The sequence below is a fragment of the Sanguibacter hominis ATCC BAA-789 genome (assembly GCF_012396185.1).
GTDB classification, from domain to species: Bacteria; Actinomycetota; Actinomycetes; order Actinomycetales; family Cellulomonadaceae; genus Flavimobilis; species Flavimobilis hominis.
Genome location: NZ_JAAXOW010000001.1, coordinates 1,181,822 through 1,200,302 on the forward strand (window position 1 = coordinate 1,181,822; position 18,481 = coordinate 1,200,302).

The following is an 18,481-nucleotide window of genomic DNA, read 5'->3' on the forward strand; positions in this document are numbered from 1 at the left end:
ATGCAAGTACTGCGCGGCGCCCCCCGCATTCGGAAAAATAGCATCGGACTGGGCGTTTGACAACAGGGAAGCAAAGAGTGGGTCGCAATAGCTTCCAAGGTTCGAGCGATTGCCACGGCCATATTCGCGTGGAGGACTATATGACGAGGGCGTGGGGTCGATCGCGGCTGCCGAATAGCCCATGCTTTCGCCAGTCGACCATTCTCAGGGACGAGCGTTCGCCGCACTGACGGGATCGCACCCTAGCGCTAGGCTGCTCATCGGCTGGCCTAATCACCGGTCGACGGTTGCGCCCCAGAGACCGGGTGGACGAATGGAGCTGCACACCGCTGGCAGATCCCCTGCTGTCGCCCCCGACGTATGCGGTGCTAGCTCCGGGGCGGATCGTTGGCGACCGGGACGGGCGACGCCACAGCCGGGCGATTGCGCCGCTCAGCGCCGCCCCGTGTGCGAACCGTCCGGCACCGAGCGCGGCGTCTGCCACCCGTGGTGCCAGCCCTCACTAGCCGCTCAGTGCACACGCTCGACCGCATACGGTGCCGTCCCCCTGGCTCGTCTACCCCCTGCCCAGGGGCTTAGCCGGGACGCTATCCGCTCTGATATGTGCAGGTCAATCCCCCGAAGTGGGTCATCGAGAGACCTGGTCAGTCGAGCGTCGCGAGCGCCGCGCCCACCACTCCAGCGCGAGGCCCGAGGCCTGCGGTGACGATCTCGGGGACGACGGCGACGCGGGCGCGGGCGAGGAGCCGTTCGCGCAGGGGCGCGACGAGGGCGTCGCGGGCGAGGGACAGGCCGCCGCCGAGGACGATGCGTTCGGTGCCGAGCAGCGTGATGGCGCCGAGGAGCGCGTGGGCGAGGGCGTCGAGCGCGTCGTCCCACACGACGTCGGCGGCAGGGTCGGTGCCGAGGGCGGCGACGACGTCGCGCGAGGTCACGTCGTCGCGGCCGGTCGCGGCGGCGTAGGCGCGGCCGATCGCGCGGGCCGAGGCGTAGACCTCCAGGCAGCCGGTCTGCCCGCACGGGCAGGGGCGGCCGGGCTCCCGGACAGGGACGTGGCCCAGCTCGCCGGCGTGGTGCCCGCCCTCGACGGGCGTGCCCGCGACGGTCAGGGTCGCGGCGATGCCGGTGCCGATGAAGACGGCGAGGAGGTCGCGCACGCCGCGGCCCGCGCCGAGGGTGCGTTCGGCGAGGCCGGCACACGCGACGTCGTGGTGCACCTCGACGGGCACGCCGAGACGTGCCGAGAGCTCGGCGGCGACGGGGACGTCGCGCCACCCGAGGTTCCCGGCGAGGTGCACCACCCCGGCGGCGGTGTCGACGACGCCCGGTACCGCGACGCCGACCGCGCCGACGGAGACGCGGTGCGACGTCGCGGAGTCGAGGAGGGTGCGGCAGACGCGCTCGATCGCGTCGAGAATCGCGTCGCCGTCAGGCTCCGCGCCTGCGCGCGGCGTGTCCGCGAGCACCCGCTCGAGGACCTCGAGGTCGACGACCTCTCCGGCGTCCCGGACAGGGCGGAGCAACTCACCGCGGATGCTCGTGCCGCCGACGTCGAGGGCGACGAGCGCGTCGGTGCTCACAGCCCCTGCCACGCGGGCTTGTGGGCGTACACCTCGCGGTAGCGCTCGGCCCCGGTGAGGCGGCTCGCGGCCGCCTCGTCGAGCAGGACCGTGACGTGGCGGTGCAGCTGCGCGACCGATGCGGGGCACGACGCGCTCACCGGCCCTTCCGCCATCGCGGCGACCGCCGCGGCCTTCGCCTCGCCCGTCGCGACGACGAGCAGGTGCTTCGCGTCGCTGATCGTGCCGAGTCCTTGCGTGAGGGCCCAGCGCGGCACGTCGTCGACCGAGTCGAAGAACCGCGCGTTGTCCTGGCGGGTGCGGTCCGTGAGCGTGAGGATCCGCGTCCGCGACGTGAGCGACGAGCCCGGCTCGTTGAACGCGAGGTGCCCGTTCGCGCCGATCCCGAGGATCTGCACGTCGACGCCACCCGCGGCGACGATCGCCTCCTCGTACGCGGCCGACGCCTCGGGAATGTCCTCCGCGGCGCCGTCGGGTGAGTGCACCGCTGCGTCGGGCATGTCGAGGTGCTCCGTGAGCTCGCGCCGGATCGTGCGGGCGTACGACTGCTCGTGCCCCGCAGGCAGGCCGACGTACTCGTCGAGCAGGAACGCCTGCACGTGCTCGAAGGACAGTCCGGCACGGTGCCGCGCGATCAGCTCGCGGTACACGGGCAGCGGCGACGAGCCGGTCGCGAGGCCGAGCACCGGCGCGGGCGACGTGCGCACGAGCTTCTCGACGACGTCGGCTCCGAGCCGTCCGATCTCTGCCGCGGACGGCAGGATCACGATCTCCATGGGAGGTACCTCTCTGGGATTGCGGTGTCAGCCCTTGACGGCGCCGGCGACGACGCCGGACGTCATCTTGTTCTGCACGATGATGAAGAAGACCATGACCGGCACCGCGACGAGCACGGCACCTGCCATGACGCCGGGCCAGTCGATCGCCGCGTTCGACGACGTCGTCAGGCCGCGCAGCCACAGCGGCACCGTCCGGTTGGACGGGCTCATGACGACGGTCGCGAGCGTGAACTCGTTCCACGCCTGCAGGAACGCGTACACGCCGCACGCGACGAGGCCGGGCGCGAGGAGCGGGAACGTCACGACGAAGAACGCGCGGGTGCGCGAGCAGCCGTCGATCATCGCGGCGTGCTCGAGGTCGACGGGGATGCCCTCGACGAACCCGCGCAGCATCCACACGGTGAACGGCAGCACGGCCGCGACGTAGAGGAGCGACAGGCCGAGGATCGAGTTCAGCAGGTGCCAGCCCTCGAGCATCTTGTACTGGGAGATGAACAGGCCCTCGGCGGGGATCATCTGCACGATCAGCACGGTGAGGATGAGCGCTTTGCGGCCGCGGAAGCGGAACCGCGACACCGCGATGGCGGTGAGGAACGCGAGCAGCAGCGCGACGACGACCGTGATGAGGGTGACCGTCACCGACAGCTTCATCGACGCGAGGAACGCGTCGTCGAACACGCGACCGTACGCCGACGCGTCGCCGCCGAACGGCCAGAACACCGGGTCCTTGCTGCGCACCTGGGCCGAGTCGAGGAACGACGAGCTCACCATCCAGTAGACGGGGAACACCCAGACGAGCGCGACGACCAGCCCGAGGGCGTTGGAGACCTTGCGTGACATGTCAGTCCTCCTTCGCCAGCTTGCGGACGTAGCCGATGGTCAGCACGAGCGTGAGCACGAGCATGAAGATCGCGACGGCGGACGCCATGCCGTAGCTCGACTGGCCGATGCCGAGGTTGTAGATGTGCGTGCCGAGCAGGTCCGTCTCGGAGCGCAGCCCGCCTGCACCCTGCAGGTAGTAGATCTGCGCGAACACGCGCAGGTCCCACACGACCTGCAGGAGGGAGACGACGTATACGACCGGCATGATCGTCGGCACCGTGATGTGCCGAAACCGCTGCCAAGGGCCAGCACCGTCGAGCTGCGCGGCCTCGAGCTGCTCGCCGGAGACCTGCGTGAGGGCCGCGTACAGCGAGAACGCGACGAACGGCACGCTCATCCACACGACGATCACGGTCGCGACGAAGAAGAACGACAACGGCTCGAGGAGCCACGGGTGCTGCGCGTACTGCTCGAACCCGAGCTTCACGAGCAACCAGTTGATGACGCCGTACTGCGTGTCGAACAGCCACTGCCACACCGTCATGGACGCGATGACGGGCATCGCCCACGCGAGGAGCAGGACGGACTGCACGACGATCCGCACCCACGTCGACAGCTTCGTCTTGAGGACTGCGACGGCCATGCCGAGGATCATCGTCACGGCCGCGTTGACCGCGCAGAACACGAGCGAGCGGATGATGACCGCCCACGTCGCGTCGTCGGTCAAGAGGGTCTTGTAGTTCTCGAGGCCGACCCACTCGGGCTCCGCGCCGAACTGCTGGGCGAGCCCGAACTCCTGGAACGACATGACGAGCTGCCGGATCAGCGGGTAGCCGAGCGCGACTGCGAGCGTCACGACGACGGGCAGGACGAGAAGGTACGGCGCCACGGTCCGCAGACGGCGGGAGGCCTTCGAGCTCGGGGGCCGGCGCCGGGCGCCGGGGCGTCTGCGCGTCGGCGGCGCGGACGGTGCGACGAGGAGGTCGCTCATGGTGGGTCTCCTTGCAGGGCGGGGTGCCGGTCCCGGGGGGACGACCGGCACCCCGCAGCCGCGACTAGTTCAGAACCTTGTTGAGGGTCGCGTCGGTCTCGGCCGCGAGGGCGGCGACGTCGCCGCCCTGCGCGATCTTCCCGAAGAACTCCTCCATGACCCGCGACTGCTCGACGGACGCCCAGCCCGCAGAGGCGGGCGTGAGCTTCGACGTCGCCGACGCCGCGATCGCCGCCTGGGCGAACTCGTCGTCGCCCATGAGGCTCGTGAACGAGTCACGCACCGGGCCCATGCCGTTCTCGGCGAGGACCTTCTGGTAGCCGTCCGAGTAGACGACCTTGAGCAGCTCGAACGCGAGGTCCTGGTTCTTCGACGCCTTCGAGATGCCCATGTTGGAGCCGCCCGCGAAGACGGGGGCGGTGCCGCCGTCGACACCCGGGAGGGCGAACGCGCCGAGGTTCTCGGCGAGGTCCTCGGTCACGGACCAGCGCGCCCAGCTCGGCGCCATGAACATCGCCGTGTCGCCGTTGTTGAACGGCGTCCAGGCTTCCTTGTCCTCGCCGTCCTTCGGCGCGTGCGTCGCGTTCTCGAAGAGGTCCTTGACCTCGGCGAGCGCCTTCTGGCTCTCGGGCGACGACAGCTTGCCGACCCACTTCCCGCCCTCGTTGACGGCGATGTCGCCGCCGTTCGCGAAGAGCCACGAGATGCCGTTGCGCCAGTCCTGGCCGGGCAGCCAGAACCCGCTCTTCTCGTCGGTCGTCAGCTTCTTGGCGGCGTCACCGAACTCAGCGAGGGTCTTCGGCACCTCGATGCCCGCGTCCTTGAACGCGCCCTTGTCGTAGAAGACGTAGCGCGAGCCCCAGTAGTAGGGCACGGCGTAGACCTTGCCGTCGACGCTGCCAGCGTCGACGAAGCCCTGCGGCACGATCTTGGCGCCACCGGCGAGCTCGTCCATCTTGTCGGTGAGGTCGGTGAACGCGCCGACGGTCGTGAACGTCGGCGCCTGCGTGTTGCCGATCTCGACGACGTCGGGCGTCTGGTCCGGGTTGGACAGCGCCGTCGACAGGCGCGGCAGGAGCTCGCCCCAGCCGATGAACTCGATCTTCAGGGTCGCGCCGGTCGCGGCGGCGAACTCCTTCTTGAGGTACTCGGGCAGGGCAGGCGCGACGTCCTTCTCCTGGTCGGCGAGCCAGAGAGTGATGCTGCGGTCCCCGGCGGGGGTGGTGGCAGCGTCGGTCGGGGCGGCCGACGTCGGGTCCGTGGTGGAGCCGTTCGTCGAGCAGCCGGTGAGCGCAAGCGCTGCGGCAGCGCCGAGCAGTGCGATCTTGCGGATCTTCATTGATCTTCCTTCCGGTTCGGCCGCGTGCGGCCTGGGGTGTCGTGAAGGTCGTGCGATGGGATGGGCTGTGGCTTCAGGCGAGGCCCAGCTCGCCGTCGAGGACGAGCGCGGCGGCGCCGGTGAGGACGCCGTCGTGCCCGAGGGCGGACATGCGGAGGTGCACCTCGTCCTCGCCGAAGGGGCGGGTGTGTGCGACGAGGGTGGCGGCGGTCGACTCGCGCAGGGCGCCGTCGACGAGGTCTTCGGGTCCGGACAGGACGACGTCGTGCAGGCCGAGCGCTTGGACGACGGGGGCGAGCGCGAGGCCGAGGCGACGCCCGGCGGCGGCGAGCACCTCGTCCGCCTCGGCGGGCGTGCGGTCGGCGAGCTCGGCGCGCAGGCGCGGGACGGAGACGAACGACTCGAGGCAGCCGCGGCGGCCGCACGAGCACTCCGGCCCGTCGGGGTCGACGGTGACGTGCCCGATCTCGCCGGCTGTCCCGAGGGGACCGCGCAGGAGGTGGCCGTCGAGGAGGATCCCGGCGCCGAGACCGCGGCCGATCTCGACGAGGATGAGCCCGGCGCCGCCGCTGCGGCCGACCGAGTCCTCGGCGAGCGCTGCGGTGTCGGCGTCGTTGGCGACGTGGACGGCGACGCCGAGGGCGTCGGCCAGGCGGTCGCGCAGGGGCAGGCGCGACCACCTGAGGTTGGGGGCGTTACGGACGACGCCCTCGGCGTCGACGACGCCGGGGGTGCCGACCCCGAGGCCGAGCACCGGCCCGGGTGCGTCGGCGAGGAGGCGGCGAGCGAGCTCGATCGTGCGGTCGACGGCGTCCTCGCCGCGGTCCTCGCCGAGCTCGAGCTCGTGCTCGACGACGATCGTGCCGGCGAGGTCGACGACGGCGCCGCGCAGGGCGTCCTCGCCGGAGAGGTCGAGGCTCGCGACGTAGGCGCCGGAGGGGTTGATGCCGACGAGGGTCGCGGGCTTGCCCATGCGGGTGCCGGGGCGCGGCCCGAGGTCGACGAGGAGGTTGTCGTCGAGGAGGCCGGCGACGACGTCGGACATCGTGACGCGGGTGAGGCCGGTGAGGCGGGCGAGGTCGGCGCGGGACAGCGGGCCCTGGTCGGCGAGGTTCTGCAGGACGAGCGCACGGTGGTGGAGGCGTGCGTCGCCGGGGAGGATCTTGGCGGCCGGCGCGGCGATGCGGGTGGTCCCGCGGCGGGCGTCGGTGAGGGGTGTCGTCCTGGCCATGTAGTTAGTACAGTTTACTTACTTAGTTCGGTCAAGGGATCTCGCACCCCGCGACCAAATCGTGACCTTCCCGAGCAAGGATGAACCCATGCCGACGTCGCCAGCCGTCATCCCCGCCCCCCGCACCGTGCACCCCGATCGCGGGACGACCGTCGTCGACCCGCGCGCGCTCGCCGCGCTCGCCGTCGCCCTCGAGCCCTGGGCGTCGAACGCCGCCCGCGCGCTCCGCGACGCGCGGACCGACGGGCCGCTCGTCGCGCCGCCGGAGCGCACCGCGACACCTGCGACCGCGACACCCGACCCGGACCTGCCGAGCGAGGGGTACACCCTCGACCTGTCCGACGCCGGCTGGCACCTCCGCGCAGGCGACGCCGCGGGCGCGTTCTACGCCGTGCAGGTCCTGCTCCAGCTCCTCGCCGGCGCGCAGCACGCAGGCGGCCGCACGTCGATCCCCGCCCTCGCCTGCGAGGACGCGCCCACCTACCCCCTGCGGGGCGTGTCGTTCGACGTCGCACGACACTTCTTCGGCGTCCCCGACATCGAGCGGCTGATCGACCTCGCCGCGACATACCGCCTCAACCAGCTCCACCTGCACCTGACCGACGACCAGGGCTGGCGCCTCGAGATCGAGGACCGCCCGCTGCTCGTCGAGCGCGCATCGACGAACGACGTCGACGGCGGCGCGGGCGGCTTCCTCACGCTCGCCGACTACGCGCACCTGCAGGACTACGCCGAGGCTCGGCACGTGACGCTCGTCCCCGAGGTGGACATGCCCGGCCACACTCATGCCGCCCAGGTCGCCTATCCACAGATCAGCCCGGACGGTGAGCCGCGAGGGCCGTACGCCGGTATCGAGGTCGGCTTCTCGACCCTGCACCTGACGTCCCCGGAGACGTGGGCGTTCGTGGACGACGTCGTCGGCACGCTCGCGCGGCACACGCGCGGCCCACGCCTGCACCTCGGCGGCGACGAGGTGCACACGCTCACGGCTGAGCAGTACGCAGCGTTCCTCGAGCGGCTCGGCGCGGTCGTGGCACAGCACGGCAAGCAGCTCGTCATGTGGCAGGAGGCCGCACCCGCGCACCTCCCGCCCGGCACGCTCCTGCAGTACTGGACTCACGACATCGACACGAGCCACCTCGCGCAGCTCGCCCGCGAGCGCGACGTCCGCTTCATCGCCTCGCCAGCGCCGCACGCCTACCTCGACCTCAAGCACGACGAGAGCCAGGAGCTCGGTCTGACCTGGGCGGGCACGGTCGAGGTGCGCGACGCGTACGAGTGGGAGCCCGCGGACGCGCTCCCGGGGGTACCGGCCGACAAGATCGAGGGCGTCGAGGCGTGCCTGTGGACGGAGACCCTGCGGACGTGGGACGACGTCACGACGATGCTCCTCCCGCGCCTGCCCGCCGTCGCGTCCGTCGCGTGGGGGTCGCCGCGCGACACGGGCACGTTCCTCGAGTCGCTCGCCGTGCACGGCGAGCGGTGGGCGCGCGACGGCGTCGCGTTCCACCGGTCGCCCCAGGTGCCCTGGCGGTCTTGACCCAGGTCGTCGCGGCAGGGCCGCCGTCGCGCGGCGCGACGAAGGCCCTGCCCAGCGGGGCCGCCGCGTGGAAGGATGCCGCCATGAGCATCGACAAGACCCTCGGCAACGGCGAGTTCGTGGTCCTGACGACCCGGACGCACCCCAAGGCGCTCTTCAAGCCGTTCCTGCTGTTCCTGCTGGTCGTGGCGGCTTTCGTCGCGGCGCTCGTGTGGTTCCCCGAGAACGACGCGAAGCAGTGGGTCCTGGTCGCCGTCGGTGCGGTCGCGATCGTCACGCTCGTGACGTGGGTGCTCGTCCCGTACCTGCGGTGGCGGCACTCGAGCTACACGTTCACGAACAAGCGCCTGATCACCCGTGAGGGCATCATCACGCGCGTGGGCCGCGACATCCCGCTGTTCCGCATCAACGACTTCACGTACGAGCGCGACCTCCTCGACCGCATGCTGGGCTGCGGGACGATCGTCGTGTCGGACGCGACCGAGAAGGCCGGCGTGCTGCTGTACGACGTGCCGCGCATCGCAGAGGTGCAGCGCCAGCTCTCCGACCTGATCTTCCAGGCGGACGACGGCTCCGACGACGGCGAGTTCCCGCCCACGGAGCCCCGCCGCCGCTGAGACGCACTTGGACACGCGATCTCGCCATCCGGACACCTCTTGGAGGCCGTGATTCGCGGGCCTAACCTCGAGTCACAACCATCCAGAGCGGTCGAGAGTCCTGGCTCGTCGACGCCGCAGCAACCCCCCACTACGGAAGCCTCCTGAGGGTGCGGGTGCTAAAGCCAGGTTCGATGGACGTTCCCATGGAGGCTTCATGAGCATCGCCGACCTCGTCGACTCGTCGGTCCGCCCGACCGTGTCGTTCGAGCTGATGCCCCCGCGCAACCCCGACGCCGCGCCCAAGTTCTGGACGACCGTGCGTCAGCTCCTCACGGCCCGCCCCGACTTCATGTCGGTCACCTACGGCGCCGCGGGCACGGACCGCGCGACGACCCGCGCCGTCGTCACCACCCTCGCCCGGCAGACGCCGGTCCTGCCGATCGCCCACCTCACCTGCGTCGGCGCGACGCGCCCGCACGTCGCCGAGGTCATCGGCGAGTTCCTCGACTCGGGCGTCCGCTCGTTCCTCGCGCTGCGCGGCGACCCGCCGCGCGACCAGCCCGACTGGCGCCCGCCGTCCGACGGCGTGCACTCGTCGATCGAGCTCGTCGCCCTCCTGCGCGAGGTTGAGGCGAACCGCTGCGACCGCAGCGCGGCGTCGGCCCTGCGCGGGGCTGCGCGCCCGCTGACGATCGCCGTCGCGACCTTCCCGGGCGGCAACCGCGCTGCCGGGACCACGCCCGCGCAGGAGGTCGACCACCTCCTCGCGAAGCAGGAGGCGGGTGCGAGCTTCGCGATCACCCAGCTCTTCTACGAGGCGGACACGTACCTGTCGTTCGTCGAGTCCGCCCGCGCGGCGGGCGTCACCATCCCGATCCTCGCGGGCGTCCTGCCCGCGACCGACCCGGGCCGTCTGCGGCGAGTCGAGGAGCTCACGGGGGTGCCCGCGCCGTCGGCGCTCGTCCGTGAGCTCGAGTCCCTGCCCGACGACGAGGCCCGCCACGAGCGCGGCATCCAGGCGTCGGTGGGCCTCGTCTCCGCCGTCCTCGAGGCCGGCGCTCCCGGCCTCCACATCTATACGTTCAACAAGTCACGTCCAGCACTTGACCTGCTCGAGGGTGTTCACCTCGGCGGCGGCTCCGCAGGCCCGGCTCCGGCCGGGCTGGCGGAGCCAGACCTGGCCAGCGGGCCGTGGGTCGGGGCAGCACACGCACAGCTGAGCTCGACGAGCGACACCGTCGCCGTCGACTGACCCCGAGAAGAGACGCATCATGTCCAACCAGCAGCACAGCCCTGCCCTCGCCCAGGGCACAAACCTCGCATTCCCGGCAGCGACCGTCCTCGGCTACCCGCGCATCGGCCCGAACCGTGAGCTCAAGCGTGCGGTCGAGGCGTTCTGGGCAGGCCGCGTCAGCGCGGCCCAGCTCGAGCAGCAGGCCGCGGAGCTCCGGTCCCGCACGCGCGACCACCTCGTGTCGCTCGGCCTGACCGAGCCGGCCGCCGTGCCGTCGTCGTTCTCCTTCTACGACCAGGTGCTCGACGTCGTCGCCACGGTCGGGGCGGTCCCGCCCCGGTTCGCGCACCTCCGCGCCGCGGACGGCTCGCTCGACCGCGCCGCGTACTTCGCGCTCGCCCGCGGCGACGACGAGGTCGCGCCGCTCGAGATGACGAAGTGGTTCGACTCGAACTACCACTACCTCGTCCCGGAGATCGGCCCCGAGACGGAGCTGCGGCTCGTGAGCGACCGGATCGTCGCGGAGTACGTGGAGGCACGCGAGGCGGGCGTCGTGACTCGGCCCGTCGTCGTCGGGCCGGTCACGTTCCTGCTGCTCAGCAAGCCGAGCAACGACGCGCCGGCCGGGTTCCGCCCGCTCGACCGCCTCCCCGACCTGCTGCCCGTGTACGCGGAGCTCCTCGGCCGCCTCGCGGACGCGGGCGCGCCGTGGGTCCAGCTCGACGAGCCGGCCCTCGTGACGGACGCGCTCGACGTGCCCGCCGAGCGCGTGCGCGCGGCGGTGACGGACGCGTACCGCGCGCTCGCGTCCGACCTCGCCGTGGGCGCGCAGCGCCCGGCGATCCTGCTCGCCGCCCCCTACGGGGACCTCGGCGACAACCTCCCGGTCGTCGCGGCGTCGGACGTCGAGGCCGTGGCCCTCGACCTGGTCAAGGGCCACACCCCCGCCCCCGACGTCGTCGAGGGGCTCGCGCGCAAGACGCTCGTCGCGGGGGTCGTCGACGGGCACAACGTGTGGCGCGCCGACCTGGATGCGCGCCTCGCGCAGGTGGAGGCCCTCGCGGCGCTCGGCGGCCGGGTGACCGTCGGGACGTCGACGTCCCTGTTCCACGTCCCGCACACCACCGCCGCCGAGACTCAGCTCGGCGCGGGCCTGCGCTCGTGGCTCGCGTTCGCCGACGAGAAGGTCGCCGAGGTCGTCACGCTCGCTCGCGGACTGGTCGAGGGCCGTGACGCCGTCGCCGGGGAGATCGCCGCCGCGAGCGCCGCGCTCGCCGATCGCGCGACCGCGGCCGGCGTGCGTGTCGAGGCCGTGCGTGCCCGCACTGCGGGGCTCACGCCGTCGGACCTCGAGCGCGGCGACGCCGCGGACCGCCGCACCGCCCAGGCGGCGCGCCTCGGCCTTCCTCCCCTGCCGACGACGACGATCGGCTCGTTCCCGCAGACGACCGACATCCGGGTCGCACGGGCCGCGCACGCGCGCGGCGAGCTGAGCGACGCGCAGTACGACGCCGCGATGGAGGCGGAGATCGCGCGCGTGATCGCGCTGCAGGAGGAGATCGGGCTCGACGTCCTCGTGCACGGCGAGCCGGAGCGCAACGACATGGTCCAGTACTTCGCTGAGCTGCTCGACGGCTTCGCGGTCACCCGCAACGGCTGGGTGCAGTCGTACGGCACGCGCTGCACGCGGCCGTCGATCCTGTGGGGCGACGTGTCGCGGCCCGCGCCGATGACGGTCCGCTGGACGCGGTTCGCACAGTCCCTCACGCCGCGGCCGGTCAAGGGCATGCTCACGGGCCCGGTGACGATCATGGCGTGGTCGTTCGTGCGTGACGACGTGCCCCTCGCGGAGACCGCGAACCAGATCGGGTTCGCGCTGCGCGACGAGCTCGCGGACCTCGAGGCTGCCGGTGTCGCGATCATCCAGGTCGACGAGCCGGCGCTGCGCGAGCTGTTGCCGCTGCGACGCGCGGACCAGCCGGCCTACCTCGACTGGTCGGTGTCGTCGTTCCGGCTCGCGACGTCGGGCGTGCGTCCGGGCACCCAGGTGCACACGCACCTGTGCTACTCGGAGTTCGGCGAGGTCATCGGTGCGATCGACGCGCTCGACGCGGACGTCACGTCGATCGAGGCCGCACGCTCGCGCATGGAGATCCTCGACGAGCTGCGGGCCTCGGGCTTCGGCCGCGGCGTGGGGCCGGGCGTCTACGACATCCACTCCCCGCGCGTGCCGTCGGTCGAGGAGCTCGGGGAGCTGATCGGCCTCGCGGCGGCGGACGTCGACCCGGGCCTGCTGTGGATCAACCCTGACTGCGGCCTCAAGACTCGCGGCTACGCCGAGGTCACGCCCGCGCTGACGAACCTGGTGGCGGCGACCCGCGCCGCCCGCGCCGCGCAGGTCACCGTCTAGCCGGGCCGGCGCCCCGCCGCGGATCGGCGGGGCGCCGGAAGGTGTCGAGGCGCCGGGGGCGTGCGCCCGTCGCGGCGGCTACGCTGCCGCGTGTGACCGCAACCCCTCCGCCTCTTCCGGGCACGCCTCGCGCCACGACGGTGACCGCGCCCGACGGCGGCGGCGACGTCCTCGTCGGACCTGCTGGCTGGTACCGGCATCCCGAGGGGGGCGAGCGCTGGTGGGACGGCACGGCGTGGACCGAGTCCGAGCGGGTCGACGGCAAGGTACGAACGGTCTCGCGGCCGGCGACGCCGCAGCAGGCCGCGGAGAGAGAGCGTGAACGCTCCTGGAACCGTCGCCGCGGGCGGATCGTCGGATGGTTCGTCGCGGCGGTCGTGCTGTGGGTCGTCGGGGCTGTGGCGTTCCAGGCCGCTGCCGACCGGTTCCCGGCGCTCGAGCGCACGACACCTGCCGAGAGGGTCGCGGCGCTCCTGCGTGCCCCTCGCGGCGTCGGGTCGGCTGCCGTGGAGAAGAGCGGCTGCCCGACGACGGATGCGATGCTCGCCGACCCGTCCTCCCCCGACGTGGCTCGGTTCCGCGAGGTCAAGGGCTGCACCAGGGCAGAAGGGCTCGCCCTGGAGCGTGCGGCGGTCGTGACGCCTGCGACGGAGGACTCGCCGACGGCGGTCTACGACGTGACGTTCCGCGGGGTGAAAGATCCAGCGCATCCTGACTCCGCTCTGGGCGGGCAGACGGTGCGGCTGACGTTCACCGTCACGAAAGCGTTCCTGGGCTGGAAGGTCGCGTCGGTGGAGGGCCTGCCGGCGCGCGTCGCTGGCTGACCAGCGCCGCCCCGGAGCGCCCTCCACCGGTGCGCACGGAGCGAGCGAGAGCCGCCCTTGCTTCTCACGTCGCCTTCACCCGGGGTGCACGGCCGGTCGGTAGGGTCGTAGGAGATGACTTCTCCCACCACTCGCAGCTCCCAGATCCCTGCCCCGGCCTCTCCCGAGAGCACCGGGGCTCCGTCGTCTGCGTCTGAGCAGCGCCCGTCCGACGTCGCTCGGCCGTCCTTCGTCCAGATCACCGCGTCGGTGCTCACGGCTCTCACATCGACGGTCGCGCTCTCGTACCTGGGTGTCGCCGGCACGCTCATCGGTGCGGCCGTCGCGGCGATCCTCACGGCGTTCGCGAACTACCTCTACACGCGGTCGCTCGTCCGCACGCACTACGTCGTGACGACGCTCGCGCCGCGCGTCGTGCGCGCTCCCGGCGAGACCGCGGTGCTGCCCGCGTTGCGGGGCGGGCGGGCGCAGGACGGGTCGGGCAGGTCGCCCGAGGCCCTCATGGCACCGGCCCGCCGCTCGCGCCGCCCGTACGTCGCGACGGCGCTCGTGACGTTCGTGCTGGTGATCGCTGCGGTGACGGTGGTCGAGCTGGGCTTCGGCAAGCCTCTCTCCGACGTCGTGCGCGGCAACGAGGGTTCGGGGACGACCATCTCAGGCGTGCGGCCCCAGCGCGGGACGCCCGCGGAGAAGCCGACGCCGGAGCCCACGCCGGAGGAGACACCAGCGCCGACCGACGAGCCGACGCCGGAGCCCACGACGAGCCCCGAGCCCACCCCCACTCCCGAGCCCGCACCGACGGACGTGCCGTCCCCGGCGCCCACGACGCCCGCGCCGACGCCGGCCCCCGAGCCGAGCCCGACCGCCCCGCCCGTCGAGCCGACGCCTGACGCCGGCGACCAGTCCCTCACGGACGGCACCGCGGACCCGTCGGGCGCAGCTGACGACGCAGCCCCTCCAGCGAACGGCTGACGGCGCGCCCCCTCAGGCATCACACCGAGGCGACGTACTTCCGGTCGTCGTTGCAGTACGCGTAGTACCAGCCGATCAGCAGCCCACCACCGACGAAGTTGCCGGCGAGCGCGATCCCGACGTTCGCGGCGGCCAGCCCGACCTCCCCGGCGCCCAGGCCGAGGCCGCCGTCGAGCCCTGCGATCGAGAACAGCACCGTGTTCGCCACGGAGTGCTCGAAGCCCAGGTAGGCGAACAGCGCGACGGCGACGATCATGACGAGCGACTTGGTGAGGTCTTCCTTGACGTAGCCGTTGTAGACCATGAGCATCGCGACGTTGATGAGGAAGTTGCACAGGATCGCGCGGACGAACAGGTCGCCCGCGCCGGACAGGCTGGTCACGTAGTCGAGCTTGTGCTCGACGGACAGCCGCGCGAGGTCACCGGTCACGCCGTCGAGGATCGACGAGAACCGCAGCAGCACGGCGACGAGCAGCCCGCCGAGGAAGTTGCCGCCGAGGCACATGCCGAGCAGGCGCAGCGACCTGCCGAGGCTGACCCGCCGGTAGTAGTGACCGATGCTGACGATCATCATGTTCGACGTCAGCAGCTCGGAACGCGTGTAGTAGATGAACACCAGCGCCCACCCGAACGTCAGCGCCCCGGCGAGACGCCCGATGGTCGTCAGCTCTCCGTCCCCGCCGACCTGCGCGAACGCGCCCATCACGGTGTAGTTGGCGACGTAGAAGACGCCGATGAGCATCCCGGCCATGCCTGCCCGCATGAGGTAGCGGCGAGCGATGAGCCCGGACATCTCCGTCTTGGTGTCGAGGGCGTCGAGGATCGCGGAGATGAAGTGCTTGCCGGGGAAGAGCGAGCGGGGATCAGCGGCCATGCGCCCATCATTCCAGCCGGCGGTCGACGCCGTGCGTGTCTGCGCGACCCGGTGCCGCGTCGCCAGGTCGGGGCTATCGTGCTGATATGCCTGCTGAGGGAAGTGCACGCCAGATCAACGTGACCCTCTCGACCGCGTCGGTGTACCCGCGCAAGGTGCCGTACGCGTTCGAGCTCGCTGCCGAGCTGGGGTATGACGGCGTCGAGGTCATGGTGTGGGGCGACAGGATCTCGCAAGACGACGTCGCGCTGAGCCACCTCGCGCAGGAGCACGGCGTCCCGATCCGTTCGGTCCACGCGCCGACGCTCATCGTGAGCCAGCAGGTGTGGGGCTCCCGGCCGCGGAGCAAGCTCGCGAAGACCGTGGACATGGCGCTCACGCTCGGGGCGAGCACGGTCGTGGTGCACCCGCCGTTCGCGTGGCACCGGAAGTACTCACGCAGCTTTGCCGACCAGGTGCACGAGCTGACCGAGGACATGGGCGTGACGATCGCGGTCGAGAACATGTACCCGTGGCGCGGCCGCAAGCGCGAGATCACGGGCTACCTGCCGGGCTGGGACCCCACGGAGCACGACTACGACAAGGTGACGCTCGACGTGTCGCACGCGGCGACGTCGCGGCAGTCGTGCCTGCAGCTCGCGGAGCAGTTCGGGTCGCGGCTCGCGCACGTGCACCTGACGGACGGCACGTCGTCGGGCTTTGACGAGCACCTGGTTCCGGGGCGGGGCACGCAGCCGGTGCGGCAGCTCCTCGAGCGGCTCGCGAGGTCGGACTTCGACGGGGACGTCGTCGTCGAGATCGGGACGCGCAAGGCGCGGTCGGCGCAGGAGCGCCGGGACGACGTCGAGCAGTCGCTGCTCTTCGCGCGCACCTACCTGAAGCGCGGCCCGCACCCGGACTTCACGCCGCACGAGACGCCAGGCGCGCCCCACCACCACCCCGACGACGCGTGGGCGTGAGCGCGAACCTCAGAAGGACCTGAGCCGGGCGAGGAGCTCGGGTGCGCCGGCCTCGAGCCGTCGCGACCCGACCGCGATGCCGCCGAGCAGCACCGCGACGCCGGTCACGACGCCGAGCACAGCGGCGACGACCGCGAGGACGGCGGACGTCTTGACGACCGCGAGGACGCCGACGACGTAGGTCGGGGCAAGCACGACGAAGAGCGCGAGCGACCCGACCGCCTGCGAGACGACCGCGGCCATCGAGCCGCCCTGCTGCGCGGCGAACGGGTTCTCGCCGGGCGCGGTGACCGGGAAGACGACCATCGCGGAGACGACCGCGGCGAGGCCGAGCGACGCGAGGAGCGTCCCCAAGGTAGCGCCGAGCACGGCGGCGGCGGCGTCCCAGCGGTCGGTGTAGCCGAGGGTGCCGAGGGCGACCACGAGGCTGAGGACCAGCCCGGGGACGCCGATCGCGAGGGTCCGGCCCCAGCGGTCCGCGGTGCCGCGCAGAGGCGCGGCGACGTGCGTCCAGAATGCCGTCGAGTCGAGCGCGACGTCCGTCGAGATCGACCACCCGCACGTCCACGCGATCAGGGGCCCGCCGATGAGCAGCCCGGCGCGGTCTCCGGCGAAGATGACGAGGAGGATCACGACGACGGGGATCGACAGGAGCGACGTCACGTAGCGCGGGTCGCGCATCCAGTAGGTTAAGCAGCGCGCGAGGACGGCGCCGAGCTGCGAGTCGGGAACGCGGCCGAGGACGCCGAGCCCGTGGCCGCGCCCGGCCGACGCGCGGCGTGGCCGCAGGAACGCCCGCTCGAGGGAGCTGCGCCACCAGAGCGTGAGCAGGACAGGGCTCGCGACGGCGACGGCGAGGTGACCGAGCGCGGCGACCCAGGCGCCTGCGGCGACGGCGGCGGGGAGCGCGAAGGGCGCTCCGAAGGGGGTCCACGCGAGCACGGGTGCGACCTGGTGGGCGAGCGCGGTGTACTCGATCTCGGTCCCGGAGAGCAGCACGATGCCCGGCCCGATGAGGCTGACGCCGACGACGGTCGCCCCGAGCATGAGGTCCCGCCCGCGCCGCCCCTCGAGGAGGGGGCGGACGGCTGACGTCGTCGCACGCGACCCGACGACGGCGGTCGCGAGGGCGAGCACCGCCCCGACGAGCGCGGCCACGAGCGCGGCGGGCTGCGAGACCCACGCAGCGACGAGGCCGACCAGGACGAGGACCGTGAGAAGGCCGCCCGGGCCCATGAGCGCCGCGACGGCCGTGCCGAGCATGAGGTCGCGCGTGCGCAGCGGAAACTGGGCGAGGCGTCGCGGGTCGAACGTGTCGTCGATGCCGAACGCGACGAGCGGTCCGACGGTCCACACGACGACCAGGAGCGAGCCGAGCGCGACCACGTCGTCGGACACGTCGCCGCGCAGGCCGAGGAACAGCAGCCCGACGATCGCGAGGATGCCGAAGCCGACGGCGTAGAGGACCGCGAACGCGAACCCGATCATCTGCCAGACGCTGCGCCGCAGGGTCGAGAGGTAGACCTGCCAGCGCAGGCTCAGGAGCGGTGCAACCACTCGAGCCCCTCCCCGGTGCGGCGTCCGCCGACGAGCTCGACGAAGCGGTCCTCGAGCGACGCCCCGGCGCGCACCTCGTCGACGGTCCCTGCGGCGAGGACGCGTCCGGCGGCGAGCACGGCGACGTGGTCGCACATGCGCTCGACGAGGTCCATGACGTGCGAGGACACGATCACGGTGCCGCCCGTCGCGACGAAGTCGGCGAGGATCCCGCGGATCGACGCGGCGGAGACGGGGTCGACGGCCTCGAACGGCTCGTCGAGGACGAGGAGGCGCGGGCCGTGCACGAGTGCGCACGCGAGCGCGATCTTCTTGGTCATGCCGGCGGAGTAGTCGGCGACGAGCGTGTCGGCGTCCTGCTCGAGGTCGAGGGCTCGCAGGAGGGAGTGTGCCCGCTCGACGGCGGTCGCGCGGGGGAGGCGCTGCAGCATGCCGGCGTGGACGACGAGCTGCAGACCGGTGAGCCGGTCGAAGAGGCGCACACCGTCAGGCAGCACGCCGAGCAGCGACTTCGCTGCGACCGGGTCTGCCCACAGGTCGACGCCGAGCACGTCGACACGGCCCGCGTCGGGCCGCAGCAGGCCGGTCGCCATCGACAGCGTCGTCGTCTTGCCTGCGCCGTTCGGGCCGACGAGCCCGTAGAACGACCCCGCAGGCACGGCGAGGTCGACGTGCTCGACCGCGACCTTGTCGCCGAACCTCTTGCGCAGCCCCTGCATACCGAGCGCGACGTCCATCTGCTCCTCCTCCGCGCCACCCGGTGAGCGGCG

16 protein-coding genes and 1 riboswitch are annotated in these 18,481 nt (G+C 72.2%); of the genes, 7 read left to right on the plus strand and 9 right to left on the minus strand.

Annotation, left to right across the window (positions count from 1 at the left end; translation table 11 throughout):
• Positions 1-644: 644 nt before the first annotated feature.
• The 6 genes from HF995_RS05395 to HF995_RS05420 all read right to left on the minus strand — a co-directional run bounded on the left by HF995_RS05395 (position 645) and on the right by HF995_RS05420 (position 6,742).
• Complete coding sequence (locus HF995_RS05395; RefSeq protein ID WP_168446722.1) at positions 645-1,580, minus strand: ROK family protein; 936 nt, start codon at positions 1,578-1,580, stop codon at positions 645-647.
• Complete coding sequence (gene nagB / locus HF995_RS05400) at positions 1,577-2,356, minus strand: glucosamine-6-phosphate deaminase (protein ID WP_168446723.1); 780 nt, start codon at positions 2,354-2,356, stop codon at positions 1,577-1,579. Before nagB ends, HF995_RS05395 begins: the two co-directional genes overlap by 4 nt.
• A gap of 27 nt (positions 2,357-2,383) precedes the next feature.
• Positions 2,384-3,199, minus strand: a complete 816-nt coding sequence (locus HF995_RS05405; protein WP_168446724.1) for a carbohydrate ABC transporter permease — start codon at positions 3,197-3,199, stop codon at positions 2,384-2,386.
• A gap of 1 nt (position 3,200) precedes the next feature.
• Entirely contained in the window at positions 3,201-4,172 is a 972-nt protein-coding gene (locus HF995_RS05410; RefSeq protein ID WP_168446725.1) for a carbohydrate ABC transporter permease, read from the minus strand.
• A 64-nt stretch (positions 4,173-4,236) separates the two neighbouring features.
• Positions 4,237-5,511, minus strand: coding sequence for an extracellular solute-binding protein (locus HF995_RS05415; RefSeq protein ID WP_168446726.1), 1,275 nt, complete (start codon positions 5,509-5,511; stop codon positions 4,237-4,239).
• A 73-nt stretch (positions 5,512-5,584) separates the two neighbouring features.
• Complete coding sequence (locus tag HF995_RS05420; protein ID WP_168446727.1) at positions 5,585-6,742, minus strand: ROK family protein; 1,158 nt, start codon at positions 6,740-6,742, stop codon at positions 5,585-5,587.
• An 88-nt stretch (positions 6,743-6,830) separates the two neighbouring features.
• Between HF995_RS05420 and HF995_RS05425 the strand changes: the two genes are divergently transcribed.
• From HF995_RS05425 to HF995_RS05450, 6 genes are all read left to right on the plus strand, one after another.
• Positions 6,831-8,282 (plus strand): family 20 glycosylhydrolase, encoded by a 1,452-nt coding sequence (locus HF995_RS05425; RefSeq protein WP_168446728.1) that lies wholly within the window; start codon positions 6,831-6,833, stop codon positions 8,280-8,282.
• An 83-nt stretch (positions 8,283-8,365) separates the two neighbouring features.
• On the plus strand, positions 8,366-8,899 hold the full coding sequence (locus HF995_RS05430; RefSeq protein ID WP_168446729.1) for a PH domain-containing protein: 534 nt from the start codon (positions 8,366-8,368) through the stop codon (positions 8,897-8,899).
• A 75-nt stretch (positions 8,900-8,974) separates the two neighbouring features.
• Positions 8,975-9,079, plus strand: a riboswitch (SAM riboswitch).
• A 16-nt stretch (positions 9,080-9,095) separates the two neighbouring features.
• Positions 9,096-10,133 (plus strand): methylenetetrahydrofolate reductase, encoded by a 1,038-nt coding sequence (locus HF995_RS05435; RefSeq protein WP_168446730.1) that lies wholly within the window; start codon positions 9,096-9,098, stop codon positions 10,131-10,133.
• A 19-nt stretch (positions 10,134-10,152) separates the two neighbouring features.
• Complete coding sequence (gene metE, locus HF995_RS05440) at positions 10,153-12,525, plus strand: 5-methyltetrahydropteroyltriglutamate--homocysteine S-methyltransferase (RefSeq protein WP_168446731.1); 2,373 nt, start codon at positions 10,153-10,155, stop codon at positions 12,523-12,525.
• A 92-nt stretch (positions 12,526-12,617) separates the two neighbouring features.
• On the plus strand, positions 12,618-13,349 hold the full coding sequence (locus HF995_RS05445) for a DUF2510 domain-containing protein (protein WP_210727076.1): 732 nt from the start codon (positions 12,618-12,620) through the stop codon (positions 13,347-13,349).
• A 114-nt stretch (positions 13,350-13,463) separates the two neighbouring features.
• Positions 13,464-14,321: a hypothetical protein gene (locus HF995_RS05450; RefSeq protein WP_168445804.1), complete on the plus strand. Its 858-nt coding sequence runs from the start codon at positions 13,464-13,466 to the stop codon at positions 14,319-14,321.
• A gap of 19 nt (positions 14,322-14,340) precedes the next feature.
• Here the strand turns inward: HF995_RS05450 and HF995_RS05455 are convergent, their stop codons facing one another.
• Positions 14,341-15,195, minus strand: coding sequence for a formate/nitrite transporter family protein (locus tag HF995_RS05455; RefSeq protein WP_168446732.1), 855 nt, complete (start codon positions 15,193-15,195; stop codon positions 14,341-14,343).
• Between the two features lie 86 nt (positions 15,196-15,281).
• Here HF995_RS05455 and HF995_RS05460 point away from each other — a divergent pair, with 86 nt between their 5' ends.
• The gene (locus HF995_RS05460) at positions 15,282-16,154 is read left to right on the plus strand and encodes a sugar phosphate isomerase/epimerase family protein (protein ID WP_168446733.1); all 873 of its coding nucleotides are present in this window, start codon (positions 15,282-15,284) and stop codon (positions 16,152-16,154) included.
• 9 nt (positions 16,155-16,163) lie between these two features.
• On the opposite strand, the gene HF995_RS05465 is transcribed toward HF995_RS05460, so the two are convergent.
• Both HF995_RS05465 and HF995_RS05470 read right to left on the minus strand, forming a co-directional pair.
• Positions 16,164-17,711 carry a hypothetical protein gene (locus HF995_RS05465; RefSeq protein WP_168446734.1) on the minus strand — a complete coding sequence of 516 codons (1,548 nt, stop codon included), beginning with the start codon at positions 17,709-17,711 and terminating at the stop codon, positions 16,164-16,166.
• Positions 17,693-18,448 carry an ABC transporter ATP-binding protein gene (locus HF995_RS05470; RefSeq protein ID WP_168446735.1) on the minus strand — a complete coding sequence of 252 codons (756 nt, stop codon included), beginning with the start codon at positions 18,446-18,448 and terminating at the stop codon, positions 17,693-17,695. Before HF995_RS05470 ends, HF995_RS05465 begins: the two co-directional genes overlap by 19 nt.
• Between the last annotated feature and the right edge of the window lie 33 nt (positions 18,449-18,481).

What these genes read in the sequence shown, in the direction of transcription:
- nagB (WP_168446723.1), bottom strand. Translation starts at nt 2,356, where the DNA reads ATGGAGATCGTGATCCTGCCGTCCGCGGCAGAGATCGGACGGCTCGGA.
- HF995_RS05405 (WP_168446724.1), bottom strand. Translation starts at nt 3,199, where the DNA reads ATGTCACGCAAGGTCTCCAACGCCCTCGGGCTGGTCGTCGCGCTCGTC.
- HF995_RS05410 (WP_168446725.1), bottom strand. Translation starts at nt 4,172, where the DNA reads ATGAGCGACCTCCTCGTCGCACCGTCCGCGCCGCCGACGCGCAGACGC.
- HF995_RS05415 (WP_168446726.1), bottom strand. Translation starts at nt 5,511, where the DNA reads ATGAAGATCCGCAAGATCGCACTGCTCGGCGCTGCCGCAGCGCTTGCG.
- HF995_RS05420 (WP_168446727.1), bottom strand. Translation starts at nt 6,742, where the DNA reads ATGGCCAGGACGACACCCCTCACCGACGCCCGCCGCGGGACCACCCGC.
- HF995_RS05425 (WP_168446728.1), top strand. Translation starts at nt 6,831, where the DNA reads ATGCCGACGTCGCCAGCCGTCATCCCCGCCCCCCGCACCGTGCACCCC.
- HF995_RS05430 (WP_168446729.1), top strand. Translation starts at nt 8,366, where the DNA reads ATGAGCATCGACAAGACCCTCGGCAACGGCGAGTTCGTGGTCCTGACG.
- HF995_RS05435 (WP_168446730.1), top strand. Translation starts at nt 9,096, where the DNA reads ATGAGCATCGCCGACCTCGTCGACTCGTCGGTCCGCCCGACCGTGTCG.
- metE (WP_168446731.1), top strand. Translation starts at nt 10,153, where the DNA reads ATGTCCAACCAGCAGCACAGCCCTGCCCTCGCCCAGGGCACAAACCTC.
- HF995_RS05450 (WP_168445804.1), top strand. Translation starts at nt 13,464, where the DNA reads ATGACTTCTCCCACCACTCGCAGCTCCCAGATCCCTGCCCCGGCCTCT.
- HF995_RS05455 (WP_168446732.1), bottom strand. Translation starts at nt 15,195, where the DNA reads ATGGCCGCTGATCCCCGCTCGCTCTTCCCCGGCAAGCACTTCATCTCC.
- HF995_RS05460 (WP_168446733.1), top strand. Translation starts at nt 15,282, where the DNA reads ATGCCTGCTGAGGGAAGTGCACGCCAGATCAACGTGACCCTCTCGACC.
- HF995_RS05470 (WP_168446735.1), bottom strand. Translation starts at nt 18,448, where the DNA reads ATGGACGTCGCGCTCGGTATGCAGGGGCTGCGCAAGAGGTTCGGCGAC.